This window comes from Tibeticola sediminis (assembly GCF_003843835.1).
In the GTDB taxonomy this organism is placed as follows: Bacteria; Pseudomonadota; Gammaproteobacteria; order Burkholderiales; family Burkholderiaceae_C; genus Tibeticola; species Tibeticola sediminis.
Genome location: NZ_RKQL01000001.1, coordinates 120,243 through 142,916, shown reverse-complemented (window position 1 = coordinate 142,916; position 22,674 = coordinate 120,243). Strand labels below are relative to the sequence as shown.

Genomic DNA, 22,674 nt, shown 5'->3' with positions numbered 1-22,674 from the left:
GGAATGGTCTCTTTCGGCGCCGTCACGGGCGGGGCCCAGCGCCACTACGCAGGGGCAGCAGCGTCTTGGGACGCAGCCCGGGGATGGTTGCGCTCCTTTGGCCAGCTCCACCGGGCTGAGCGCCACCGGGTGGCGGTTCATGCGGCGCAGACCCGGGCGCAGGCGGTGAAGCTGAGCTGGAGGCCGTCTTCTCCGCAGCAGGCGAGGCCAGCGGAGTGACGAGCTTTCCGGGCTTTCTGGTTCCGTTCGGGGGTTGGGCAGCCGCGGCGAGTCGGCGGCGCTCTTCTTCCGGCAGAGCCTGATAGGCTTCCCAAAGCGCACGCTTGTCTTCGACCTTCAGCTGCTGGCTCTCCCAGAAATTGAGGCGAGCGAGGGTGCGTTGCCGCGGGCTCAAGCGGGCCCATTCCGTCATGCGGCTCTGTAGAACCGATTGCTCTTCGGAGCTCATCCCGTCGAAATTTCTGGCCAGCGCCAGCCATTTGCGTTTTTGCAGGGGGTCCAGCTTGCTCCAAATCGGCGCCAAGGGTCGCAATGCCCGTTGTTCCTCCGAACTCAGTTCGTTCCAGTCCGATTGTTGGCTCGCCAGCAAGGGCGGCGGCCCCGACAGGATTTTTTTGGGCGGAGCCTTTGGCGCAGATGCCGCAAGCGCGGGCGCAGCCGCTGGGGTCAGTGACGTCCCCGGTGCCGGAGAAGGGGCTGCAGTCAGGACTTGCGCCGATGCGTTCCACGCCAACGTCGAAATCAAGGCGACAAACCAAAAGCATCCCGCCGCACGGAGGCCGCGCCGCAGCACGTCAGCCGACGGTGACCCGGTTTCGGAAAGCGGCTGGCTCAGCCGAACGGAACCTCGGTTCATCAGCGCCCGGCACCCTGGGTCGGAGCGACCTTCAAAAACTGGATGAAGCCCGGATCCGTGTAGGCCTGTGGCGGCAGGTCATCGGTGAGCAAGGCCGCATCGATTGCAGCCGCCTCTTGTGCACGCTCGTCGTTGAACGCGTGTTCGAGCAGGTACAGGCCCCAGAGCAAAGCGAGCAGCGGCAACAAAGCCCAAGCTCGGCGCCACCAGGCTTCCGATTCACCGCCGCTGCCCAGGCTGGCCGTCATGTCGCTTTGAATCTCGACAGCGCTGGCGGTCTGCGGACGGAGCACGGCCTCCCGCCGACGCACGGCGACGGCGCGCTCCCGAGCGGCTCTGAGGCGCTCGCTGATTTCGTGTGGAAGCTCGGCCGTCCCCAGACTCAGCACGGCAGCGACCGATCGGCCAAACCGATCTTCCGGCGATGGGGTCGTGGTGTGGGCGCGGGTGTTCATAGTCGAATTCCTTTGGCGCGCAGCGCTTGGGCCAACGTGTGTACAGCGCGCGAGCAATGGGTTTTGACGCTGCCTTCGGAACAGCCCATGGCAGCGGCGGTTTCTGCAACGTCGAGATCCTCCCAGTAACGCAGCAGGAAGGCTTCGCGTTGACGTGGCGGGAGGTCCATCAACGCTTCCTCGATCTGCAGAAGGGTTTCCTTGCGGCTCGTGCTGACTTCCGGGCTGTCTTCGTCGATGGATTCCTGGCTCTGCGGAAAAGTTTCGAGCAGATCGAATTCCCCCTCACCCTCGGGGCCCTCGAAGTCCGAGAGGTTGCTGAAGATCGCATTCCGCGTCTTGCGCCGACGAAACCAGTCGAGCGTGCTGTTCGACAGGATGCGCTGGAACAACATCGGCAGTTCGTCAGCGGGCTTGTCGCCGTAGTGCTCCGCGAGCTTCATCATGCTGTCTTGCACGATGTCGAGCGCAGCCTCCTCGTCGCGCACGTGATAGAGCGCGCGCTTGAACGCCTTGCGCTCGACGCTGCGGAGGAATTCGGACAACTCGCGTTCAGTAGCCAAGGCTGTTGTGAAAGGGTCAAATGGGGCCGTTGGCGTTCAAGACCAACCCGCCCTGGGGTGCGTCGGAAAAGCCAGCAATTATCGCCGCTTGGTCCTGGGGTCATTTCGCGGCTTGTGGCAGCCCATCTTTGGGCGGCGGGCCCGAGCTCGGCTGCGGCGGGTGCGATAATCTGTAATTCCGACACCGGAGAAACGGGTCCTGGCCCGGCGGCGCAAGCAGCACGCCCATGGTCTTGGCCTCAAGTCCCGAAGCGGCTTCACGAGAGCGCGGCCAAGGGGCACCCTAGGTTTTTCGTCAGAGAAATTCTGAAAGGTTGAATATGGAAGTATCGAAAAAAGAGCTGGCGGTGGCCGCTCAAACGGCGGGTCACCGCCATCCCGAGGAGCTTCGCGGCGCCGAAATCCTCGTCAAGGCGCTGCAGGCCGAAGGTGTCAAGTATCTGTGGGGCTACCCTGGCGGTGCGGTTCTGCATATCTACGACGCGCTCTACAAGCAGGACACGATTCAACACGTCCTGGTGCGTCACGAGCAAGCGGCCATCCACGCGGCGGACGGCTACGCACGGGCAACCGGCGAGGTCGGTGTTGCGCTCGTGACCTCCGGGCCCGGCGTGACCAACGCGGTCACCGGCATCGCGACCGCGTACATGGACAGCATTCCGATGGTGGTGATCACCGGCCAGGTGCCAACGGCTGCGATCGGGCTCGATGCTTTTCAGGAATGCGACACCGTTGGCATCACGCGGCCCATCGTCAAACACAACTTTCTGGTCAAGGACGTTCGGCAACTCGCCGAAGTCATGAAAAAGGCGTTTCACATCGCGCGGACCGGTCGCCCGGGTCCCGTGGTGGTGGATATTCCGAAGGACGTTTCGTTCAACAAGACGACCTACCGCGGCTATCCCGAAACCGTCGAGATGCGCTCCTATAACCCGGTTCGACGCGGGCACGGCGGTCAGATCCGCAAGGCGCTGCAGCTGCTTCTGTCGGCCAAGCGGCCCTACATCTACACCGGCGGCGGCGTCTTGCTGGGGAACGCTACCGAGGAGCTGCGCACCCTGGTCGACCTGCTGGGTTACCCCGTGACCCATACACTGATGGGGCTGGGTGCGGTTCCGGCGACCGATCGACGCTTTCTCGGCATGCTGGGCATGCACGGCACTTACGAGGCCAATATGACGATGCAGAACTGCGACGTTCTGCTTGCCGTGGGCGCCCGTTTCGATGACCGGGTGATCGGAAACCCCAAGCATTTCGCCCAAAACGAGCGCAAGATCATTCACATCGACATCGACCCATCGAGCATCTCGAAGCGGGTCAAGGTCGATGTGCCCATCGTCGGCGATGTCAAAGAAGTTCTGAACGAATTGATCCACATGATCCGCGAGGCGGGACAACGCCCGGATCAGCAGGCGCTCGGGGCCTGGTGGGAAACGATCGAATCCTGGCGGGCGCGTGACTGCCTGGCTTATGACCGCGCCAACACCGAGGTCATCAAGCCACAGTATGTCATCGAGACGCTGTGGAACATGACCCGCGACGCCGACGCCTACATCACCTCCGATGTGGGGCAACACCAGATGTGGGCGGCGCAGTATTACAAGTTCGAGCGGCCTCGGCGCTGGATCAACTCGGGCGGGCTGGGCACCATGGGCGTCGGTATTCCCTATGCCATGGGCATCAAACTCGCCAAGCCCGAGAGTGAAGTGTTCTGTGTGACGGGCGAAGGTTCGGTGCAGATGTGCATCCAGGAACTCTCGACCTGCCTGCAATACAACACGCCGATCAAGATTCTCTCGCTCAACAACCGTTATCTGGGCATGGTGCGGCAGTGGCAGGAAATCGAGTACTCGGGTCGATACAGTCACAGCTACATGGATGCGCTGCCGAACTTCGTCAAACTGGCCGAGGCGTACGGCCACGTCGGGATGCTGATCGAGCGTCCGCAGGACGTCGAGCCGGCCTTGCGCGAGGCACGCAAACTCAAGGACCGGACGGTTTTCTTGGACTTCCGCACCGATCCGACGGAGAACGTCTTCCCGATGGTGCAGGCGGGACGAGGCATCACGGAGATGCTGCTCGGTTCCGAGGACCTCTAATCGCTGAACCAGGACGAATCTATCGCGCACCAAGCCCGCGGCTTACCGGCTGCGGGGGAGGGTGGGCGAAATGAGGGCTCATGAATGAAACACATCATTGCAGTATTGATTGAAAACGAGGCCGGTGCCTTGTCGCGCGTGGTCGGCTTGTTCTCGGCCCGCGGCTACAACATCGAGTCGCTCACCGTGGCCCCGACCGAAGACCCGTCTCTGTCGCGCATGACCATCCAGACCACCGGTTCGGACGATGTGATTGAGCAGATCACCAAGCACCTGAACCGTTTGATCGAGGTCGTCAAGGTCGTCGACCTGACCGAAGGCGCTTATACCGAGCGCGAACTGATGATGGTGAAGGTACGCGCGGTGGGCAAAGAGCGCGAAGAGATGAAGCGCATGGCGGATATCTTCCGCGGGCGCATCATCGATGTGACGGAAAAGAGCTACACCATCGAACTGACCGGCGATCAGGCCAAGAACGACGCTTTTTTGGACGCCATCGACCGGACGGCCATTTTGGAAACCGTCCGAACCGGCGCCAGTGGCATCGGGCGCGGTGAGCGAATTTTGCGCGTTTGACTCCCTGATTCCCTGGGTTTTGATCCATTCAACATTTTTTAGGAGAAGGAATGAAAGTTTTCTACGACAAAGACTGTGACCTCAGCCTCATCAAAGGCAAAACGGTTGCCATCATCGGCTATGGTTCGCAGGGTCATGCCCATGCCCAAAACCTCAATGACAGCGGCGTCAAGGTCGTTGTCGGCCTGCGCAAGGGCGGCGCCTCGTGGGACAAGGTGGGCAAGGCCGGCCTCACGGTGCTCGAAGTGAACGAAGCCGTCAAGGCGGCGGACGTGGTCATGATCCTGTTGCCCGACGAGCAAATCGCCGAGGTCTACAAGAACAATGTCGAACCCCACATCCGGCAGGGCGCGTCCTTGGCATTCGCCCACGGCTTCAACATCCATTACAACCAGGTCGTTCCCCGCGCCGATCTCGACGTTTGGATGGTGGCTCCGAAGGCGCCCGGGCACACGGTTCGCAGCACCTACACGCAAGGTGGCGGGGTGCCGCACCTGATTGCGGTGCATCAGGATCGTTCCGGGAAGGCTCGCGAATTGGCGCTCTCCTACGCCATGGCCAATGGCGGCGGCAAGGCGGGCATCATCGAGACCACCTTCAAGGAAGAGACCGAGACCGACTTGTTCGGTGAGCAGGCCGTGCTGTGCGGCGGCGCGGTGGAATTGGTCAAGATGGGGTTCGAGACCCTCGTCGAGGCGGGTTACGCGCCCGAGATGGCCTACTTCGAATGCCTGCACGAGCTCAAGCTCATCGTTGACCTGATCTACGAAGGCGGCATTGCCAACATGAACTACTCGATCTCCAACAATGCGGAGTTTGGCGAGTACGTGACCGGCCCCGAAGTGATCAATGAGGAGTCGCGCAAGGCCATGCGCAATGCCTTGAAGCGCATCCAGAACGGTGACTATGCCAAGATGTTCATTCAAGAGGGTCGACTGAACTACCCGAGCATGACCGCCCGTCGGCGCATCACGGCGGAGCACCCGATCGAGGTCGTGGGCGCGCAGTTGCGAGCCATGATGCCCTGGATCGCGAAGAACAAGCTTGTGGATCAGAGCCGGAACTGAGCGGATTCACCGCTACTCCTCAGGGCCACCTCGGTGGCCCTTTGTATTGGAGCCTCGGCGCCCCCAGCCCCGGGGCGTACACTTCGCTACCAGTGCTGTCAGGTGTAGCGCTGGCCGTTGCGCGCTTGCGACCGGGCCAGGTTGGCCGAAACGCTTGAAAGCGCAGCCTCTCGGCTGCTCGAATGAAACGACGTTGGACGACGAACGATATGCATGACGGAAACGAGGCGGACGGTACGACACCCGGTGTCGCCGTTCGCAAACGTCGCAAGGGTATTTACATCCTTCCGAACCTGTTTACCTTGGCCGCCCTGTTCGGGGGCTTTTATGCGATCGTGATGGCCATGAACGGCCGCTTCGATGCCGCAGCCACGGGCGTATTTGCCGCCATGGTGCTCGACAGCCTGGATGGCCGTGTCGCGCGGATGACCAACACCCAAAGCGCGTTTGGTGAACAGATGGACTCTTTGTCGGATATGGTGTCCTTCGGGGCTGCGCCGGCCTTGATCGCCTATGAATGGGCCTTGCGCGGTTTGGGACGTTGGGGCTGGATCGCGGGTTTCGTCTACTGCGCGTGCGCGGCCCTGCGCTTGGCGCGCTTCAACGTCAACACCAGCGTGGTGGATAAGCGCTATTTCCAGGGCCTGCCATCGCCGGCGGCGGCGGCGCTGGTCATGGGCTTCATTTGGGTCGCCAACGATGCCGGGTTTCAAGGCGCGGAGCTGGCCTGGCCCATGTTCGCCGTGGCGCTGTACGCCGGCTTGACCATGGTCACGAATGTGCCCTTCTACAGCTTCAAGGATGTGAAACTCAAGCAAACGGTTCCGTTCGTAGCGGTGGTCGCCATTGCGCTGGGGATTGCCGTGATCAACATCCATCCACCGGCCGTGCTCTTTTCCTTGTTTGTGGTCTACGGGTTCAGCGGGTACGTGGTCTATGCCTGGCGTCGCTGGCATGGGCAGCCGACCAGTGTCATCAGCACGTCGACAGATGAGCCCGACGAGCGGGGGCTGCATCATTGACGGTGGGCTGTGATACAGTGCATTGCATGAACTTCGCGTTTCCGCTGCTGCTACTTCGACTGTCCGACGGGCGGGGTAGCTAGCGTTCGCGCTTGATCCTCAAAAGGCCCGTTTGCCCCCGCAGCGGGCCTTTTGCTTTGACCTCGGTTTTTCGTTGCGGTTTCGAGTTTTCCCAGGAGTTCCGACATGGCTGACAAGCTGATCATCTTCGACACCACTTTGCGCGACGGCGAACAATCGCCCGGCGCCTCCATGACCCGTGACGAAAAGCTGCGGATCGCGCGTCAACTGGAGCGACTCAAAGTGGACGTGATCGAGGCTGGCTTTGCTGCCAGTTCCAATGGGGACTTTGAGGCCGTGAAGGCGGTCGCGGACGCGATCAAGGATTCGACCGTCTGCTCGCTGGCGCGTGCGAACGATCGGGACATCTCCCGAGCCGCCGAGGCGCTCAAGGGGGCCAATCGTGCGCGCATTCATACCTTCATCGCGACGTCTCCGGTTCATATGGAGATGAAGTTGCGCATGACCCCAGACCAGGTGTTCGAACAGGCCAAGCTCGCGGTACGTTATGCGCGCAACTTGGTCGAAGACGTGGAGTTCAGCCCTGAAGATGGCTACCGCAGCGACGTCGACTTTCTTTGCCGGGTGATCGAAGCGGTGATTGATGAAGGAGCGACGACGATCAACGTTCCGGATACGGTCGGCTACGCCGTGCCGGAGCTCTATGGCAACTTCATCCGCACGCTGCGTGAGCGCATTCCGAACTCCGATAAGGCGATCTGGTCGGTCCATTGCCACAATGACCTGGGGATGGCGGTCGCCAACTCGCTCGCCGGGGTCAAAATCGGCGGGGCGCGCCAGGTCGAATGCACGATAAATGGCTTGGGCGAACGGGCGGGTAACTGCGCGCTCGAAGAAGTGGTCATGGCGGTCAAGACGCGGCGCGACTATTTCGGGCTCGACGTGGGCGTCGACACCCGGCACATCGTCGCTGCGAGCCGCATGGTGAGTCAGATTACGGGTTTTCCGGTTCAGCCGAACAAGGCCGTGGTGGGCGCGAACGCGTTCGCCCACGCCTCGGGGATCCACCAGGACGGGGTGCTCAAGGCGCGCGACACTTACGAAATCATGCGGGCCGAGGATGTGGGCTGGAGTGCCAACAAAATCGTCTTGGGCAAGCTCAGCGGGCGGAACGCCTTCAAACAACGACTTCAAGAGCTGGGCGTGGCCTTGGAGAGCGAGGCGGAGATCAACGCGGCGTTTGCCCGATTCAAGGAACTGGCCGACCGCAAGAGTGAGATCTTCGACGAGGACATTTTGGCGCTGGTCAGCGAAGAGCGCCATGCCCAGGAGCACGATCGCTACGCCTTTGTTTCCTTGGCTCAGCACAGCGAGACCGGAGAGCGCCCGCATGCGGTGATCGTTTTTTCCGAGGACGGCCACGAGGTCCGGGCGGAATCCGACGGCAACGGACCGGTCGATGCTTCGCTCAAGGCGATCGAGTCCCATGTGCAAAGCGGTGCCGAAGTCGTTTTGTATTCGGTCAACGCCATCAGCGGCTCGACCGAAAGCCAGGGGGAAGTGACGATTCGCCTGCAGAGCAGCGGCCGTATCGTCAACGGCGTTGGGGCTGACCCGGACATCGTGGTGGCTTCTGCCAAAGCGTACCTCAACGCACTCAACAAGCTCAGCAGCAAGGCCGAGCGTGTCGCCGCGCAAGGCTGAGCCTAGCCTGATCGCTCGCCAGCTACTTCGCGGTTCGCTGCGGGGGCCGAGTGCCGGGGTGTGATCGGCGCGTCAACGAACCGGCCCTCCCTGGTTTTCACAAGGCGCCTCATAAAATCATCGCAAGCTATTGAGGGTTCGCGTGTTTTTGTGTTTCAATCGGGCCATGGAGTTGGCATCACCGCTTTGATGCTTCGATCGGTGGCTCGGTCCGTCGTTGATTCTTCCTTGAAAGCACTATGTTCCGTCGCTCTGTCTCCCTCATCGTGATTCTCCTGTCGGCTGTTTTCGTGCAGTCGCCTGCGGCAGCGTCGGTGCCCCGCGGGGGCGTTACGGTGGCGAAAAAGACGGCCGAGCCGCCGCGCGTCCGCAAAGCGACGACGGCTCGAAATACACGGGCCGGGGTTCGTAAACACGCGGCGCGGCCGGTGCGAACCGCTGCAGCGGTCGTTCCTGCTCAGCCTTCGTTTGGGGCGCTCGCGGGGCTACATGAGGTTCGCGACCCGCTCGATTTGCGCTCCAGCGTGGCTTTGGTCGTCGATCAGGACACGAACGAGGTCTTGCTGAGCAAAAACGAGCAGGCGGTCTTGCCGATCGCGTCGATCACCAAGCTGATGACCGGTCTGATCATCAGCGAGGCTCAGTTGCCGATGGACGAGAAGATCACCATCACGCAAGACGATGTCGATACGGAAAAAGGCAGCCGTTCGCGGCTCGCTGTTGGCACCGAGCTCACACGCGGTGAACTACTGCATTTGGCACTGATGTCGAGCGAGAACCGCGCGGCGCACGCCTTGGGTCGGACCTTCCCCGGAGGGCTTTCGGTGTTTGTGGCCCGAATGAATGAACGGGCCAAAGCGTTGGGTATGCGCGATACCCGTTATGTCGAGCCGACCGGGCTGTCGAGCCAAAACCAGTCGAGCGCCCGAGATCTGGCCACGCTCGTCGCGGCCGCATCGCACGACGCACGTCTGCGCGAACTGTCCACATCTCCGGGTTACGAGGTGGCCGTTGGGAACCGGCTGCTGCAGTTCAACAACACGAATCGGCTCGTCAAGAGTCCGGTGTGGGAGATTGGCCTGCAGAAGACGGGCTATATCTCGGAGGCCGGCCAATGTCTCGTCATGCAGGCCAAGGTGGCGGGCCGCAAGCTCATCATGGTGTTTCTCGATTCGGCGGGTAAATTGAGCCGCATCGCCGATGCCGAGCGGGTTCGCCGCTGGGTCGAGGCTCAGCATCCCGCACCAACGGCGGCGCGTGGTGGCGCAACCGGCGCTGCGCGGGGTTGATCGGCGGCGTGGAAGCACCCCGCTGTCTTCAGCGCCGAGGAGGCGTGTAGCCCAAGGCCTCTGAGATACGCGCAGCGGTGGCTTCGAGCTTGGGGATCCAGCCTTCGTCGAGGCGCTCGGCGGGTGCCGAAATCGAAAGTCCGGCGACCAGTTGGCCTTGATCGTTGCGGATGCCTGCGGCAATGCAGCGCACGCCAGGTTCGAGTTCCTCGTTGTCCCGGGCCAGCCCGCACTGGCGAACGCGGTTGAGGTCGCGCTCGAGATCGTTGATGCGGGTGATGCTGTTGCTGGTGTGCCCGGCAAGGCCGGTGCGGGTGGCGTACGCGCGGACCCGTTGCGGGTCGTCTTCGGCGAGGAACAGCTTTCCGACCGAGGTCAGATGCAAGGGCGCTCGCGCGCCAATGGCACGGACGACCTGCATCCCGGATCGCTCGCTGTAGGCACGCTCGACGTAGACGATTTCGTCGCCTTGACGGATGCTGAGGTTGACGGGCTGCTGCGTGAGTTTGTGCAACTCGCGCATCGGTTCCAGCGCGGCTTCGCGCACGCTGAGACGACTTTTGACGCGGTTCCCCAGCTCGAGAAAGCGCATCCCCAGGCGATAAAAACCGGGTTCTGGGCGTTCGACAAACCCGCCCATGGCGAGGTCATTGAGGATGCGGTGGGCGGTTGACGCATGAAGGCCGGTTGCCGCGCTCAGGTCTTTGAGGCTCACCGGGCGCGAATGTTCGGCCAGTGCATCGATCAGCGCGAACATGCGCGCAATGACCTGGATGCTGGGTGACTTGTCGACGGAGGCGATTGCTGATTTCATGCGTTCATTCACGGAGAACTGAATTTTACGCAGTGAAATCTGGGCCGCCGGGTGTTCCGCGCTCAGGAGCGGACCCAGCGACCGTTGATCAAGCGCTCGTTCGGCCGAAACTGGGCCTTGTAGTTCATCTTTCGGCTCTCTGCGATCCAGTAGCCGAGGTAGACGAACGGGAGCCCGAGGCGGCGCGCATATTCGATCTGCCACAACACCGCATAAGTGCCGTAGCCGCGCTGGGACTCCCTCGGGTCGTAAAAGGTGTAGACGGCCGAGAGGCCATCGTCCAGCAGGTCGATGATGCTGACGATGCGCAAGGCTCCGGCGACCTGCGTGTCCAAAGCCGGCTCTCGAAATTCGACCAGGCGCGATTCGACGCGGCTTTGCAGCAGGAATTGCTGATATTGGTCGATGCTGTCCTGATCCATGCCGCCGCCTGCGTGTCGAGCCGCTTGATACTCGAGGTAGAGCCGGTAATGGTCGGGCTGAAACGCCAAGGGTTCGGGGTGCGCTTCGAGATGCTGGAGGCGGTTTCGGGTGCGCCTTTGGCTTCGATTGGGCTCGAAGGCGGAAACGGGGATGCGGATCGGTACGCAGGCGCGGCACTCGTCGCAATATGGCCGGTAGGTGAAGATGCCACTGCGGCGGAAACCCTGTTGAACCAATTGGGAATAGATCCCGCGGTCGACCCGGTGGCTGGGCGTCGCGACTTGGGAGCGGGCGATGCGCCCCTCGAGGTAACTGCACTCGTAGGTCGAGGTGGCGTAAAACTGAAGCGCCTGAGGGGGCAGGTCTTTGAGGTGCGTCACGGCTGGGTTTCAGCGGAAGCGAGCAGTGTTTGCCAGTATACGGGTCGGAACGTCCAGCTTGGAGGGGGTAGGGGTGTGAGCGCGCGGATGCGATTGAGGAAGTCCGAGCGTGCGATTTCGCGCGCGCCGAGGGAGGCCAGATGACGGGTGTTTTGCTGACAGTCGATCAGCGGGAGATTTTCGGCGCGGCAAAACGCGACCAAGGCGCTCAGCGCGATCTTGGAGGCGTCCGTGGCGCGGGCGAACATGGATTCGCCGAAGACGGCGCGGCCGATGCTGACGCAATAGAGCCCGCCGACCAGTGCACCATCGATCCAGGTCTCGACGCTGTGGGCATACCCGTGTGCATGAAGGCGCTGGTAAGCGGCCCTCATGTCGGACGTGATCCAGGTTCCTGCTTGGCCGCTCCGGGGCGCCAGGGCGCAGGCTTCGATGACTTGGTCGAAGGCGCTGTCGAAGCGGATGGCGCAGCCTTGGCGCGCGGTGAACCGAAGCAACGTCTTGCGTAGGGATCGGTGCAGGCGGAAATCCGCCACATCGAGCACCATGCGGGGGTCGGGGCTCCACCAGAGGATGGGCTGGTCATCGGCGTACCACGGGAAAATTCCGCTCGAGTAGGCGAGCAAAAGGGTGGGCATATCGAGCGCGCCACCGGCGGCCAGTAATCCCGGCGCGGGCGTTTCGGGTCCCCAGGCGGATCCGACTGGGGGAAAGGGCTCGCCGGGTCGCAGGAGGGGCAGGCGTCGCATGCGCGTCAGGTTCGTGAGGGGTGCAGTCGGGTAAGCAAAGCCCGGAACGGGGCGAGTATGCCGTGGCTGGCGCGCGGGATGTCTCGCTGCGATGTGGCCCCATGGATGTCGGAATCACGCGCAATAAAAAAGCCAGCAGAGTTGCTGGCTTTTTGTTGACTTGGCTCCCCGACCTGGGCTCGAACCAGGGACCTACGGATTAACAGTCCGGCGCTCTACCGACTGAGCTATCGGGGAACAGAACGAAATTATAGCGTCAAAATTTGGCTGATTCGGCCGCTGGCCGAGGATTTTTCAAAAACGTGCGCTTAGCCCGAAGCGGGCGGTGCGCGCCGCGCCGGGATAGAGGTAGACATGGCCATACTGGAACGGAGATTCCTTCCAATAGCGTCGGTCGAACAGATTGTCGATGCCTGCCGTCCAGGTGAGCAGCGTGGTTCTCGCTCGGGTTTGGTAGCGCAGGCTGGCGTCGACCGTGGTCCAGCCCGGTAGGGTCATCGAGCCGTCGGGCAGCACTTGGCGCGGGCCTTCGTGCGCAAGCAACGCGGCAAGGCTCAGGCCCGGCACTTCAGCGGCTTGCCAACTTGCCTGGGCGCGCAACACGGCGCGCGGCACGTTGGTGGGCCGCTGCCCGTTGGTTTCGGGTTCGATCAGACTGCCTTCGCGTCGGGCGTCGAGCAGGGTAGCGCTTGCGCCCAGCTGCCACGGGCCATGTTTCCAGTGGGCCGAGGCTTCGACGCCGCGGTGGATGGCCTCGCCGTCATACTGGCCCAAGCAAGGCGAGAGGCCCAGGCGGGCGCAAGCGTCGAGGTTGCTCATCGGGCGCTGAATGCGGAAGAGGGCGATCTGCCACCCGAGCGCTCCCTCGCGCTCTTCGCCGCCTTTGAGTCCGGCTTCCCATTGGCGCGACTTCAGCGCCGGCAGCGCCTGCCCAGCGTTGAGATACTGCGAAGGCTTGTTCGGGACGACCTGAGACTCCACCCCCTCGCCGTAGCTGGCATATGCCTGCAGCGCCGGCGTGAGGCGGTAGGACAAAGCGACCCATGGGGTCGTGATGCCCTGCGTGTAATGCGTGGCGCGTCGGCCATCGGTGCGGATGCTGTCGCGCGAAAGCCGGGTGTGCCGCAGTCCCAGCCAAAGCGTGGCGCGCGGGCTGAACCGCATCGTGTCGGTGAGTGCGAACTCCAAGCTGCGCTCGTCCCGGTTGGTGTTGGGGTCGGCGGGCGTGGGGTCGGGCGGGACGACACTCAGGCCATCCACCGTGCCGGTACCGACCCAGTTGTAGGCCTGGGGCTGGAAATGGTTGCGCAACTGGCTGGCCAGCAGCCCGAAGCCCAGCTCGTGGGTGATGCCTCCCCATGCAACCGTGCCCCGCAGGTCGGCGCGTGCGGCTTGCTGCGTTCGGTATTCGTCCTCGCTGCGGTAGTCATAGAGGTCGAAGCTGCCGTCGCTGCAGAATCGGTCGTAGCGGTTCTCGGCGCTGCAGCCAAAGGCATAGGCGATGCGGTCGTTGCTTTTGAGACGCTGGCTGCCGAGCTGGGCGGACCAGCGCCAATCGGCATCGATTTGCTGGGTCAGGCGCACGCTCCCAGTCAAGGCTTGAAAGTCCGATGGTTGCGACCAGGGCTGATTGTTCAGGTTCAGGCGCGGGTCGACCGGGGGAGGCAGTCGGTCGCCCAGCAAACTGAATGCCTGCTGGCTCGGCTGGTGCTTGCGGCTGGCTTCGACTTCGGCTTCGACCAGCGTGTCGGCATTGGCCCGCCAGTCGAGCGCGAGTGCGGCCAGGTTGCGATTGCCGTCGAGGTTGCGCGTGAGGGGCCGCAGCGACTCAGTGGCGAGGTTGAGCCGGTAGCCATAAGCGTCTTGCGGGCCGAAACGCCCGCCGAGATCGACCGCGGCGAGCAGGCTGCGCCGCTCGGTGAACTGCAGGCGCGCTTCGCGCAGCGTTTCGTCGGTCGGGCGCTTGACAACGTAGTTGACCAAGCCACCCGGCGCACTGACCCCGGCTTGCAGCCCGCTCGTGCCTTTGAGAATTTCGACCCGCTCTTTGTTGTCGAGCGGGATCGTGGTCTCGGCGCTGATTGGCAAGCCTTCGCGCCGGTAGTTGGTGCGGTTGTCGATGACGAAGCCGCGGACGGTCAAGAAGTCCCAGTAGCCGGGCGCGTTGTAGGCGTCGGACACCGAGGCATCGAGCCGCGTGAGGTCGGCCAGACGCTGTGCGCCCCAAAGATCGATGGCCTCGCGGTCAATGACTTGCGCCGACAGCGGCAGTTCGCGCAATGGCCATGCGCCGAAGCCAGTCACATCGGCCGCAGGTGCGGGGCGCGGCGCGCTCACGGTGACGGGCGCGAGTGTCGCTGCGGGTGGCTCAGTCTGTGCCAGTGCGGCTTGCGCTGCAAGAACGATAGCAGACAAAGACCAGTTTGCGCTGGCGAACTGGCGATTTCTTGGAGATTTTGGCTGGAGAGACGCCATCACGTTTCCTTCAACGTTATGGCAGGTCGGCGTCGCTGGTGTGGCCGTGTGGCACGCCGTGCGGCGTGTGGGCCATAGAGCTTGCTTCCCTGCGCGAGGATTACCTCAATCAGGTTCAAAGGGACTTTCTCAGTCGCGGCCGGGCTGGCCGCAACACCCCTAGCGAATGCACCCTCAACGGGAGCGAACGTGATTGTAAGGGTACTTTCAGGGGCACCTCTCGTGGTGTGGGCACGCCTTGCCCCAGGGTCGCCAGAAAAAACAAAAAGCCCGCGCTCGGCGGGCTTTGGAAGCGGCTGCAAGTCTTCAGTCGAACACCGGTGTCTCGACCCCCAGCACCTTGTGCAGTTTGGGGCTGGTCGTGGTGTATTGCAGAAAGACCTTTTTCTCGGGGAAGACGAAAGGCACGGCGCCGAAGGCGGCCAAGGCGCATTCGTGGAAGCCCGAGAGGATGAGCTTTTTCTTGCCGGGGTAGGTGTTGATGTCGCCGACGGCGAAGATGCCGGGGATGTTGGTCGAGAACTTTTCGGTGTCGACGACGATTTGCTTGCGGTCGATTTCCAGGCCCCAGTCTGCGATGGGCCCGAGCTTGGGCGAGAGGCCGAAGAACACCAGCAGCATGTCGAGCGGCACGACGCGGGTGACACCGTCGGAGCCGGTGACTTTGACGGCGGTGAGACGGTCGTCCTTTTCCTCAAAGCCGGTGATTTGTCCGACGATGAACTGCATTTCATACTGGTCGCAGAGCTCGCGCATCTTGGCGACGCTGGCCGGGGCTGCCTTGAAGCCGTCGCGGCGATGGATCAGGATGACGCTTTCGGCCTTGTTGGGGCCGTCGGCGACGAAGTTGAGCGTCCAGTCGAGCGCGGAGTCGCCGCCGCCGGCAATCACGAGGTTTTTGCCGGCGAACATGGAGGGGTCGCGCACCCGGTAGAACAGTTGCTTGCCTTCGAATTTTTCGATGCCATCGACCTTGAGCGTGCGGGGCTCGAACGCACCGACGCCCGCGGCGATGAACACGGTCTTGGTCAAGAAGGTCGTGCCTTTGGACGTGGCGACGAAGAAGCGGCCGTCTTCCTGTTTTTGGACCGTGGTGACCGTTTGGCCGAAGTGGAACGTGGGCTCGAACGGCGCGATTTGTTTCAGCAGGTTATCGGTCAGCTCCTGCCCGGTGTAGACCGGGACGGCGGGGATGTCGTAGATGGGCTTGTCGGGGTAGAGCTCGACGGGCTGGCCGCCCGGATAGTTGAGCGAGTCGACGACATGAGCCTTGATTTCGAGCAGCCCGAGCTCGAAGACCTGAAAAAGGCCGACCGGACCGGCACCGACGATCACGGCATCGGTCTCGATCGGGCCGGAATGGGCCGCGGCCGTCTCGGCCACGTTGGGGGCGATGTTGGGTTCCATGGGCGGGCCGTTTCGGAGAGTCAGCGGACGAGGTATTGGAGCTTGCCGGTTTTGTCTTTCCAGGCTTCGGCATCGGGCAGCGGCGCTTTGCGCTTGGTGATGCTCTTCCAGGTTGGCAGCTTGGAGAGTTCAGCGTTGATCTTCGTCATGTGGACCTGATCCTTGGGCAGGTCTTCCTCGGCGAAGATCGCGTTCACCGGGCACTCGGGAATGCACACCGCGCAGTCGATGCACTCGTCCGGGTCGATCGCCAGAAAGTTGGGCCCTTCGCGGAAGCAGTCCACGGGGCAAACGTCGACGCAATCGGTGTACTTGCAGTTGATGCAGGCTTCGGTGACAACGTGGGTCATGTTGAGAGATCTCGAGGGTGAATACGGCGCCGCGCAAGGGAAAGCGCAAAGACGCACATTTTATCGGGCGGGCTGCGGACGCCCCCCGAATTGTCCGGGAGACCCCAGCGGGCGTCCTTGATTTACATCATTCCTTCCCGCCCGTACCGGAAGCGGGCGCGAACCGCAACGCCGAGCAAGACGGTTCCCCAGCGAGCACCGCCGCGGCGGTGTGATGCGTCGCCGTATCGACCAGGATCAGCGCGCCCAGCGTGCGGCTGCGCGCGTAGGGACGGATGGGCAGCGCTTGTTGGACTTGAAGCACCACATTCCCGATTTCATTGGCGTGCAAGGCGTGCGCCGCTTGTGGCTGCAAGGTTTGAATGTCGAGGCACTGGCGCACTTCGCGCACTTTGGCCTTGACCCAGCGATGCCCGTGCAGCGCCCAGTACAGACGCCCAGGCACCAAGGGCTCGACGTCCATCCAGGCAACCGTCGCCTCGATTTCCGAGCGCAGCGGGGTGTCTTGCGCGGCCGCCCCGTCGTCGACGAGGAGCCAGTCACCGCGCGAAATATCGAGCTCGCGGTCGAGAATCACGCCGGCACTGTGGCCGGCCGTGATGCCCGTGCTGGGCTGGCGGCGGGCGTCGAGCAGTTCGACGACCGTCGCGGTTTGCCCGCTCGGGAAGACCCGCACTGGCGTGCCGACTTGCAGGGTGCCTTCGGCGAGCCGACCCCAGAGGATGCGACGCCCACGATCCACGTGCGCGGCCTGGGCCATGGACTCGACCCATTGCACCGGAAAGGCCAAGGGTTCTGCGGGATCGGCCTCGCGGCAGGGGGCGGCTTCGAGGTGCTCACGCAGCGTGGGGCCCTGGTAGCCGCACCACTGCGGTTCGGGCGCGGGCGTGACGACGTTGTGTCCTTCCAGCGCCGAGATGGGGACGATGGCCGCGACGTCGAGTCGGGCCTGGGCGGCGAAGCGCTCGATGGCAGCCGAGATGGCTGCAAAAGCGGCTTCGGGCGCGTCGATGGCATCGAGCTTGTTGACCGCAAAGATCAGCGTTGGCACCCGCAACAGCCCGGCAAGCAAGGCATGGCGGCGCGTCTGGGGCAGCAGGTCGAGCTTGGCTTCCTGCCAGCGCAGCTTGAGCGCATCGACGAGGATGACCGCGGCGTCGGCCTGGCTGGCTGCCGTGACCATGTTGCGGGTGTATTGCTCATGCCCCGGAGCGTCGCCCATGATGAACTTGCGGCGCGGCGTGGCGAAGTAACGCCAGGCCACGTCGATGGTGATGCCTTGCTCACGCTCGGCGAGCAGGCCGTCGGTGAAGGCGGCCAGATCCATCGTGCCGCTGCGCTGCGCGCTCGCCAGCTGGTCGCGCAGCACGGCGCGGCTGTCGAGCAGCAGCCGCCCGATCAAGGTGCTTTTGCCGTCATCGACCGAGCCGCAGGTGATGAGGCGTAGGGCGCTTTGGGTGTCTTTTTGGCCGTACCCCGGCGTAAAACGGTCGTTGGTTGCTATCGATTGAGGAGTCATATCGGGTACTGCCCTTGCGTCAAAAATAGCCGTCTTTCTTGCGGCGCTCCATCGAGGCTTCGCTCGTCTGGTCGTCCATGCGCGTTGCGCCGCGTTCGCTGACTTCGGCCTCGAGGGTCTCGGCGATGATTTCCTCGGGGGTTCGTGCCTGGCTCTCGACCGGGCAGGTGCAGGTGATGTCGCCGACGGTGCGAAAGCGCACGGCGCGCTCTTCGACGATCTCCCCCGGCCGCGGCGGTGTCAGCGGGGTGACCGGCACGAGCAGGCCGCGTCGCTCGACGACCGGGCGCCGGTGGCTGTAGTAGAGCGAGGGCAGTGTGATGCCCTCGCGGGCGATGTATTGCCAGACGTCGAGCTCGGTCCAGTTCGAGATCGGGAAGACGCGGAAATGTTCGCCTGGGTGCAGCCGGGTATTGAACAGCGTCCAGAGCTCGGGCCGCTGAGCCTTGGGGTCCCACTGTCCGAAGCTGTCGCGGTGGCTGAAGATCCGCTCTTTGGCGCGGGCTTTTTCTTCGTCGCGCCGTGCGCCGCCGATGAGCGCATCGAAGCGGAACTCCTCGATGGCTTCGAGCAAGGTGACCGACTGGTGGGCGTTGCGGCTCTCATCGGGCCGGGCGAGCCGGACCGTGCCGCGTGCCATCGAGTCCTCCACACTCCGCACGATCAAACGCGCACCCAGCTCGGCCGCGCGCGCGTCACGCACGGCGAGAACTTCCGGGTAGTTGTGCCCGGTGTCGATCATCAAGAGCGGCCAGGGCAGCCGACCCCGGCCAAACGCCTTCTCGGCACAGCGCAACAGCACCAGCGAGTCCTTGCCGCCCGAGAACAAGAGCGCGGGCCGCTCGAAGGCTGCGGTGACCTCGCGCAGGAGGTAAATCGTCTCTTCCTCGAGTGCATCGAGGTGGTGTTGGGACAACGCCGCGGTTGCGGCTGCGCGCAACGGCAGTTTCTCGATCGGGGCATTCACTTCGGGACTCCTTGAGCGTTGAGCGGCGTCACATGCAGGCCGCATTCCTTGACGTTTTCTTGCTCCCACCACCAGCGACCAGCGCGCAGGTCCTCGCCGAGCGCGACGGCCCGGGTGCAGGGCTCGCAGCCGATGCTGGGGTAGAAATGGTCGTGCAAAGCGTTGTAGTCGACCTCGTGCTCGGCGATGTAGCGCCAGACATCGCCCCAGGACCAGTCGGCCAACGGGTTGAACTTGAGCGCGGGGCCTCCCGGGACCTTGCCGTCGGCCTCGATGGGCAGGACACCCTGGCGCGACTCCGACTGTTCGCGTCTGAGGCCCGTGACCCAGGCACGGTGGCCGGCGAGGGCGCGGCCGAGCGGCTCGAGCTTGCGGACGGCGCAGCAGCGCTTGCGCGCGTCGATGCTGCGGTAGATCCCGTCGAGTCCTTGTTGCGCGACGAGCGCGTCGACCGCGTCGGCATCCGGCCGGTAAACCTTCAACGGCGCGTCTGGCCGACTGGCTTGGGCGCGCTGCGTGCGCTCGAGCAGGGCGAGCGTTTCCGCATGGAGACGGCCGGTATCGAGCACGAAGCCGGCGATGGGGAGTTCCAGGCGGTTGATGATGTGTAACACCACCATGTCCTCGGCGCCGAGACTGTTGGCCTGGACCGCCGGGGACTCCTGGGCGGCGCGGCGAAGCAGCGCTTCGGTCGCGGCCAGCCGCTCGGCATAGCCGGCCTCAACCCGGGCATAGCGCTCGACGGCCGCCCGGCTCGAAGTGGCGACGGCCTGGGCTGCAGGTGTCGCTGTGTTCATGCGGCCTCCCGCAGCAGCCGCGCGTGCGGATGGAGCGCGTCCGCTTGATAAAACCCGCTGAACGCCTGGAGCGCGCGTTCGACGGTCGATGTGGCGACGGGGTGCGGAAACTGGGCCGAACTGAATCCGCAGCGTCGCAGCTGCAGCAACTGGTCCACCCGCAGATCGCCAGTGGCGCGGATGTCGCCTCGGAAGCCGCGGCGGCGGCGCAGCAGCCAGGCCTGGCTGTAGGCCCGGCCATCGGTCCATTGCGGGAACTCGAGCTCGATGCAGTGCACGCGATCGAGCGCCAGGCCCAAGACATCGTCGGTGTTGGAGAGTTTGACGCTATTTTGGCCGATAGCCGGCGTTAAATCAGCGTTTAGTGCTATCAAAGTTGACATATTCCTGAAAGATTCGTCGGGGTGGGGCGAGCGGCTCAGGCCGCCTCGGCCTGCCGCTGGGACCGGCGCGCCGTGTCTGCCGCGGCGCGGAAAGGCTCGAGGCCAAGACGCCGCACGGTGTCGATGAAGGCTTCGCCGGGCTTGCGGTGGTCGAGGTAGGTTTCGATCAGCGCCTCGATCGCATCGGGTACTTCAGACGCGGCGAAGGAGGGCCCGAGCACGCGCCCTGGGCCGGCCGGACCGGAGAGCCGGCTTCCGTCGGAGCCGCCGAGCGTGATCTGGTACCACTCTTGGCCGTCCTTATCGACGCCCAGCACGCCGATGTGGCCGCTGTGGTGGTGGCCGCACGAGTTGATGCAGCCCGAAATGTGCAGGTCCAGTGCGCCGATGGCTTCGAGCTCGTCCACATCCTGCCAGCGTTGCAGCAGCGCTTCGGCCAGTGGCAGGGAGCGCGCGTTGGCCAAGGCGCAGTAATCGCCGCCGGGGCAGGCGATCAGGTCGGTCAGCAGACCGATCGTTGGCGTCGCAAGTCCCAGCGCCCGCGCGGCGCGCCACAGTTCGAGCAGATCGTGCTCCTGCACCCACGGCAGCAACAGGTTCTGCTCGTGGGTGATGCGCGCCTCCGACGCACTGAAGCGCTCGGCCAGGTCGGCCGCGGCATCGAGTTGCTCGGCAGTGGCGTCTCCCGGTGCCAGTCCGGGCCGTTTGAAGTTCAGATGCACCGCCCGCCAGTGGGGCCAGCGGTGCGGATGTACGTTGCGGGCCTTCCAGCGCTCGAAGGCGGCGGCTTCCTCCGGCCTTGGTTCGGGCAGCGGCTGGGCTTTGCGCTCGTGCAGTCCTGCAGGCGGCGCGAAGGCCAGGCGCATGCGCGCGAGGGCCTCGGGCGAGATCGTATGCGGCGCACCGTCTTGCTCGACGATGGCCCGAAACTCGGCCTCGACTTCCTCGGCAAACCGTGCGCCCTCAGACTTCACCAGAACCTTGATTCGGGCCTTGTAGAGGTTGTCGCGGCGGCCCCAGCGGTTGTAGGTGCGCAAAACCGCCTCGAGGTAACTCAGGATGTGTTGCCAGGGCACGAACGGCGCGAGCACCGGTGCAATCATTGGCGTGCGGCCCATGCCGCCGCCGACGGCCACCCGAAAACCCAGTGCGTCGTCGCCGCTGCCGGCCCGCGGGTCGCGAACCAAGGTCAGGCCGAGGTCGTGCCAGCCGGTGGCGGCGCGATCCTCCTCCGAGCCACTGACGGCGATCTTGAACTTGCGCGGCAGATACGCGAACTCCGGGTGGAGCGTGCTCCACTGGCGGATCAACTCGCAAAACGGACGTGGATCGGCGACTTCGTCCACCGCAATGCCGGCGTATGCGTCACTCGTGATGTTGCGGATGCAATTGCCACTGGTCTGCACACCGTGCATGTCCACGGCGGCGAGCGCGTCGAGCACGTCGGCCGAGTCTTCGAGCGCAATCCAATTGAACTGCACGTTTTGGCGCGTGGTGAAGTGCGCGTAGCCGTAGCGCAGTCGACTCGGCGGTTCGAGGCGTGCTTGCGCTTCCTGGGCCGCGGCGAAACGCGTGGGTTCGGGCTGGTCGTAGTCACGGGCGATGCGGGCCAACGCACGCAATTGCCGCGCCGAAATCTCGCCATAAGGCACGGCGACCCGCAGCATCGGAGCATGGCGCTGCACATACCAGCCGTTTTGCAGACGCAGCGGTCGGAAGTCGTCGTCCGAAAGCTGCCCCGAGCGCCAGCGCTCGAGCTGTTCCCGGTACTGGGCGGCGCGCTGGCGGATCAGCGCGCGGTCGAAGTCGTCGTATCGATACATGGTTCGGGAGTCAGTGAAGAATCAGTTTGCTGCCCGCCCACAGCAGCAGCAGCGACAGGACGGAGCGGCTCCAGCGCTCGCTGATGTGGATGACGCCGCGGCTTCCGAGCCAGATCCCGGGCAGCGATCCCGCCAGCAGCCAGAACAACATCGGCACGTCGACATTGCCCAGCGTGGCATGCCCCAGTCCGGCGACGAGCGTGAGCGGCACGGCATAGGCAATGTCGGCCGCGACGACCCGGCTCAGCGGCAAGCGGGGATAGAGGAAGAGAAGGGCGCTCACGCCGATCGCACCCGCGCCCACCGAGGTCAGCGTCACCAGGACTCCGATCAGCGCGCCGAGCAACACCGGCAGGCTCCAGTGGCGCGGCCGCAGCGCCCCTGGCGGCAGCGGAGCATCGGCCGCTTCTGGCCGATGCGAACGAGCCGAACCCACCCAGGCCTTGTACAGCGTCGCGCCCGCGGTCAACAGCAGCGCCAGCCCGAGCAGCTGCAGAATCAGGTCTTGCACACCCGGGTGCGCAGGGCCCCAGGCTCGAATCAGCAACAGAGTGATGCCGGCCGCCGGCAGGCTGCCGAGGGCCAGGGCGCCGACGACGGGCCAAGGAACCCATCCCCGACGCATCATGGCCACCGTTCCGCCGAGCTTGGTGAAGGCGGCAAACAACAAATCGGTGCCGACCGCCAGCGCGGGGTGAATGCCGAAGCCGAAAATCAAGAGCGGCGTCATCAGCGACCCACCGCCCACCCCGGTGAGGCCAATGATCAAGCCGACGACCGCCCCCGACAGCCAGAAAGAAAGTGCGTCCATGCCCGCACTGTACGGCTGCCTTATGTCAAAACAAACGATTTATTAGTTGGTTTTATATCAGTATCTGGCATAAAGGCCGGTGCCAAACCCGTTCTGCTCTCGCTGCGGCCCACCCGGGCCGCGC

At 63.9% G+C, this 22,674-nt stretch carries 21 protein-coding genes, 1 tRNA gene and 1 riboswitch; of the genes, 6 read left to right on the top strand and 16 right to left on the bottom strand.

What is annotated here, in order from left to right:
• Positions 1-22 precede the first annotated feature (22 nt).
• The 3 genes from EDC62_RS13265 to EDC62_RS00680 are packed head-to-tail and all read right to left on the bottom strand — an operon-like array spanning position 23 to position 1,874.
• Positions 23-856, bottom strand: coding sequence for a DUF3106 domain-containing protein (locus tag EDC62_RS13265; RefSeq protein ID WP_124219347.1), 834 nt, complete (start codon positions 854-856; stop codon positions 23-25).
• A complete protein-coding gene (locus tag EDC62_RS00685) occupies positions 856-1,311 on the bottom strand; it encodes a DUF3619 family protein (RefSeq protein WP_124219345.1) in 456 nt (151 codons plus the stop codon). Before EDC62_RS00685 ends, EDC62_RS13265 begins: the two co-directional genes overlap by 1 nt.
• Positions 1,308-1,874, bottom strand: coding sequence for an RNA polymerase sigma factor (locus tag EDC62_RS00680; protein ID WP_124219343.1), 567 nt, complete (start codon positions 1,872-1,874; stop codon positions 1,308-1,310). The genes EDC62_RS00685 and EDC62_RS00680 overlap by 4 nt, the downstream gene beginning before the upstream one ends.
• Positions 1,875-2,194: 320 nt before the next feature.
• On the opposite strand from EDC62_RS00680, the gene EDC62_RS00675 reads away from it, so the two are divergent.
• The 6 genes from EDC62_RS00675 (at position 2,195) to EDC62_RS00650 (ending at position 9,652) form a co-directional block, all read left to right on the top strand.
• Positions 2,195-3,973 (top strand): acetolactate synthase 3 catalytic subunit, encoded by a 1,779-nt coding sequence (locus EDC62_RS00675; protein ID WP_124219341.1) that lies wholly within the window; start codon positions 2,195-2,197, stop codon positions 3,971-3,973.
• An 84-nt stretch (positions 3,974-4,057) separates the two neighbouring features.
• Entirely contained in the window at positions 4,058-4,549 is a 492-nt protein-coding gene (ilvN, locus tag EDC62_RS00670; protein ID WP_124219339.1) for an acetolactate synthase small subunit, read from the top strand.
• Between the two features lie 50 nt (positions 4,550-4,599).
• Entirely contained in the window at positions 4,600-5,616 is a 1,017-nt protein-coding gene (gene ilvC / locus EDC62_RS00665) for a ketol-acid reductoisomerase (protein ID WP_124219337.1), read from the top strand.
• A 209-nt stretch (positions 5,617-5,825) separates the two neighbouring features.
• Positions 5,826-6,638 (top strand): CDP-diacylglycerol--serine O-phosphatidyltransferase, encoded by an 813-nt coding sequence (pssA, locus tag EDC62_RS00660; protein WP_124219335.1) that lies wholly within the window; start codon positions 5,826-5,828, stop codon positions 6,636-6,638.
• A 186-nt stretch (positions 6,639-6,824) separates the two neighbouring features.
• Entirely contained in the window at positions 6,825-8,363 is a 1,539-nt protein-coding gene (locus EDC62_RS00655; RefSeq protein ID WP_124219332.1) for a 2-isopropylmalate synthase, read from the top strand.
• Between the two features lie 239 nt (positions 8,364-8,602).
• Positions 8,603-9,652, top strand: coding sequence for a serine hydrolase (locus tag EDC62_RS00650; RefSeq protein WP_124219330.1), 1,050 nt, complete (start codon positions 8,603-8,605; stop codon positions 9,650-9,652).
• 28 nt (positions 9,653-9,680) lie between these two features.
• On the opposite strand, the gene EDC62_RS00645 is transcribed toward EDC62_RS00650, so the two are convergent.
• The 13 genes from EDC62_RS00645 to EDC62_RS00585 all read right to left on the bottom strand — a co-directional run bounded on the left by EDC62_RS00645 (position 9,681) and on the right by EDC62_RS00585 (position 22,550).
• The gene (locus EDC62_RS00645) at positions 9,681-10,466 is read right to left on the bottom strand and encodes an IclR family transcriptional regulator (protein WP_124219328.1); all 786 of its coding nucleotides are present in this window, start codon (positions 10,464-10,466) and stop codon (positions 9,681-9,683) included.
• A 62-nt stretch (positions 10,467-10,528) separates the two neighbouring features.
• A complete protein-coding gene (locus tag EDC62_RS00640) occupies positions 10,529-11,269 on the bottom strand; it encodes an arginyltransferase (RefSeq protein WP_124219326.1) in 741 nt (246 codons plus the stop codon).
• The gene (gene aat / locus EDC62_RS00635) at positions 11,266-12,018 is read right to left on the bottom strand and encodes a leucyl/phenylalanyl-tRNA--protein transferase (RefSeq protein ID WP_124219323.1); all 753 of its coding nucleotides are present in this window, start codon (positions 12,016-12,018) and stop codon (positions 11,266-11,268) included. Before aat ends, EDC62_RS00640 begins: the two co-directional genes overlap by 4 nt.
• Positions 12,019-12,179: 161 nt before the next feature.
• Positions 12,180-12,255 (bottom strand) — tRNA-Asn (locus EDC62_RS00630).
• A 57-nt stretch (positions 12,256-12,312) separates the two neighbouring features.
• Positions 12,313-14,433 carry a TonB-dependent siderophore receptor gene (locus EDC62_RS00625; RefSeq protein WP_245968703.1) on the bottom strand — a complete coding sequence of 707 codons (2,121 nt, stop codon included), beginning with the start codon at positions 14,431-14,433 and terminating at the stop codon, positions 12,313-12,315.
• Positions 14,434-14,562: 129 nt separating this feature from the next.
• Positions 14,563-14,664: riboswitch (TPP riboswitch) on the bottom strand.
• 135 nt (positions 14,665-14,799) lie between these two features.
• On the bottom strand, positions 14,800-15,900 hold the full coding sequence (locus tag EDC62_RS00620; RefSeq protein WP_124219319.1) for an NAD(P)/FAD-dependent oxidoreductase: 1,101 nt from the start codon (positions 15,898-15,900) through the stop codon (positions 14,800-14,802).
• A 20-nt stretch (positions 15,901-15,920) separates the two neighbouring features.
• A complete protein-coding gene (gene fdxA, locus EDC62_RS00615; protein ID WP_124219317.1) occupies positions 15,921-16,250 on the bottom strand; it encodes a ferredoxin FdxA in 330 nt (109 codons plus the stop codon).
• 127 nt (positions 16,251-16,377) lie between these two features.
• Entirely contained in the window at positions 16,378-17,769 is a 1,392-nt protein-coding gene (locus EDC62_RS00610) for a sulfate adenylyltransferase subunit 1 (RefSeq protein WP_124219315.1), read from the bottom strand.
• 19 nt (positions 17,770-17,788) lie between these two features.
• Positions 17,789-18,781 carry a sulfate adenylyltransferase subunit CysD gene (cysD, locus tag EDC62_RS00605; protein ID WP_124219312.1) on the bottom strand — a complete coding sequence of 331 codons (993 nt, stop codon included), beginning with the start codon at positions 18,779-18,781 and terminating at the stop codon, positions 17,789-17,791.
• Entirely contained in the window at positions 18,733-19,533 is an 801-nt protein-coding gene (locus tag EDC62_RS00600; protein WP_124219310.1) for a phosphoadenylyl-sulfate reductase, read from the bottom strand. Before EDC62_RS00600 ends, cysD begins: the two co-directional genes overlap by 49 nt.
• The gene (locus tag EDC62_RS00595; protein ID WP_124219308.1) at positions 19,530-19,916 is read right to left on the bottom strand and encodes a DUF934 domain-containing protein; all 387 of its coding nucleotides are present in this window, start codon (positions 19,914-19,916) and stop codon (positions 19,530-19,532) included. Before EDC62_RS00595 ends, EDC62_RS00600 begins: the two co-directional genes overlap by 4 nt.
• 35 nt (positions 19,917-19,951) lie before the next feature.
• Entirely contained in the window at positions 19,952-21,739 is a 1,788-nt protein-coding gene (locus EDC62_RS00590; protein WP_124219306.1) for a nitrite/sulfite reductase, read from the bottom strand.
• Between the two features lie 10 nt (positions 21,740-21,749).
• Positions 21,750-22,550: a sulfite exporter TauE/SafE family protein gene (locus EDC62_RS00585; RefSeq protein ID WP_124219304.1), complete on the bottom strand. Its 801-nt coding sequence runs from the start codon at positions 22,548-22,550 to the stop codon at positions 21,750-21,752.
• Positions 22,551-22,674: the final 124 nt, after the last annotated feature.